General features: G+C 68.0%; 4 protein-coding genes, 1 tRNA gene and 1 pseudogene. All 6 read left to right on the top strand.

Annotation, left to right across the window (positions count from 1 at the left end):
* The first annotated feature begins 33 nt into the window (after positions 1 to 33).
* Positions 34 to 279, top strand: a complete 246-nt coding sequence (locus tag VAE46_RS01475) for a KH domain-containing protein (protein ID WP_322795131.1) — start codon at positions 34 to 36, stop codon at positions 277 to 279.
* 89 nt (positions 280 to 368) lie between these two features.
* Positions 369 to 515, top strand: a pseudogene (locus tag VAE46_RS13505) (hypothetical protein); the annotation flags it as partial.
* Entirely contained in the window at positions 505 to 852 is a 348-nt protein-coding gene (locus VAE46_RS01470) for a ribosome maturation factor RimM (protein ID WP_416223925.1), read from the top strand. The pseudogene VAE46_RS13505 and the gene VAE46_RS01470, both read left to right, overlap by 11 nt.
* A gap of 105 nt (positions 853 to 957) precedes the next feature.
* Complete coding sequence (locus tag VAE46_RS01465; protein ID WP_270057026.1) at positions 958 to 1,128, top strand: hypothetical protein; 171 nt, start codon at positions 958 to 960, stop codon at positions 1,126 to 1,128.
* A 62-nt stretch (positions 1,129 to 1,190) separates the two neighbouring features.
* Positions 1,191 to 1,266 (top strand) — tRNA-Ala (locus VAE46_RS01460).
* Between the two features lie 47 nt (positions 1,267 to 1,313).
* Positions 1,314 to 1,543 (top strand): 2Fe-2S iron-sulfur cluster-binding protein (locus VAE46_RS01455; RefSeq protein ID WP_322795129.1); only part of this gene is annotated, 230 nt, incomplete at its 3' end.

The following is a 1,543-nucleotide window of genomic DNA, read 5'->3' as shown; positions in this document are numbered from 1 at the left end:
GCCGCCCCCTCCACCTCCGCCGCGGAGTAGCCCATGCCCGATACCATGATGGGCGAACTCGTCGAATACCTCGCCAAAGCCCTCGTTGAACACCCCGAGGACGTCCAGGTCAGCGAGTCCTTCGACGGCGATCGCTACCTCATCCGCCTCAACGTCCACGAGGACGACTGGGGCAAGGTCATCGGCAAGGCGGGCCGCACCGCCAACGCCCTCCGCACCCTCGCCAAGGTGGCCGCTGTCCGCGAAGACGTCCGCGTCAGCCTGGAGATTGGCGACTGAGCGACACCCCGGCCCCGCCCCCCGGCGCCCCCCGCCGCCCGCCCAACCCCGTCACCACCCCGCGTGAGCCGCGGCCCGGCTTTACCGCTGTGGGCCGCATCCTCCGCCCGCACGGCCTCAAAGGCGAAGTCCGCGTTTCGGCGTTCTCCCCCACCGCCCGCAACATCCAGCGCGGCCGCGTGGTGCACCTCCAGGGGGTCCCCCGCACCGTCGAACGCGCCCGGCCTGACCGCGACGATTGGATCCTCAAGCTCTCCGGCCTCGAAACCCGCACCGACGTCGAACACCTTCACGGCGAGCTGCGAGACCCCGGACGCCGACGTCCTCCGCGACGACCCCGAGTCCTACTTCATCCACGAGCTCATCGGGCTCCGCGTCGAAACCGTTGCCGGCGAATACCTCGGCACCCTCGTCGAAGTCCTCCAGCCCGGCGCCAACGATGTCTACGTGGTCGCCGGGCCCCGCGGCGAGATCCTCCTGCCGGCCATCGCCCAGGTCATCACCGAGATCGACCTCGCCCTCCAGCGCATGCGCATTACACCTTTGCCCGGCCTGCTGGACGATTCGCCATAACCGATTGAATCCGTCTATAGACCGCACTACACTGACCCCGGCCGGTGGCGGGGTAGTTAGCCCCTGGCCAAACACCTTAACCCGCATCACCCAGGGGGTATGTGCATGTCCAAGGCCGAAGCGCTTCAGGTCGTCGCCGAATGCGTCCATCACTGGATTCTCGAACCTCCGCGGGGCGAACTGACGCCCGGCCGCTGCAAGAAATGCGGCAAGGAGCGCGAATTCACCGGCGAAACCTCCTACCGCATCGGCCGGGGCTCCTCCCACCGCTCCTGACACCCGCCAGTTGACCCACCAGCGAGCCGCTTCCTACGATGGAAGCGGCTCGCTTCGTGCGTGGGGACGTAGCTCATCTGGGAGAGCGCAGCATTCGCATTGCTGAGGTAAGGGGTTCGAGTCCCCTCGTCTCCACCACCCCCACCCCATCGACATCCCCGCAGAGCGGTCCCACAATGACCCCGGTGTATCGCCTCCGCATCGAGCCCGCGGGGTACGAACTGCCCGCACCCCACAACGCCACGGTCCTCGAAGCCGCCAACGCCGCCGGCTACTTCTGGCCCGTCGGCTGCAACCGAAACGGCGAATGCACCAACTGCGCCATGCACATCATCTCCGGCCTCGGCCGGGTCTCGCCCATCGGACGCTACGAGCGCCAGACCCTCATCCGCCAGCGCGGCCCGCGCTCCATAGA

Origin of the sequence: Tepidiforma sp. (assembly GCF_034433535.1) — a bacterium.
Taxonomy (GTDB): Bacteria; Chloroflexota; Dehalococcoidia; order Tepidiformales; family Tepidiformaceae; genus Tepidiforma.
The sequence above is the reverse complement of the archived record's forward strand: the minus strand, read 5'-3'. Positions and strand labels throughout refer to the sequence as shown.

Coding starts and splice junctions, on each gene's coding strand:
- VAE46_RS01475 (WP_322795131.1), top strand. CDS start 34: ATGCCCGATACCATGATGGGCGAACTCGTCGAATACCTCGCCAAAGCC.
- VAE46_RS01465 (WP_270057026.1), top strand. CDS start 958: ATGTCCAAGGCCGAAGCGCTTCAGGTCGTCGCCGAATGCGTCCATCAC.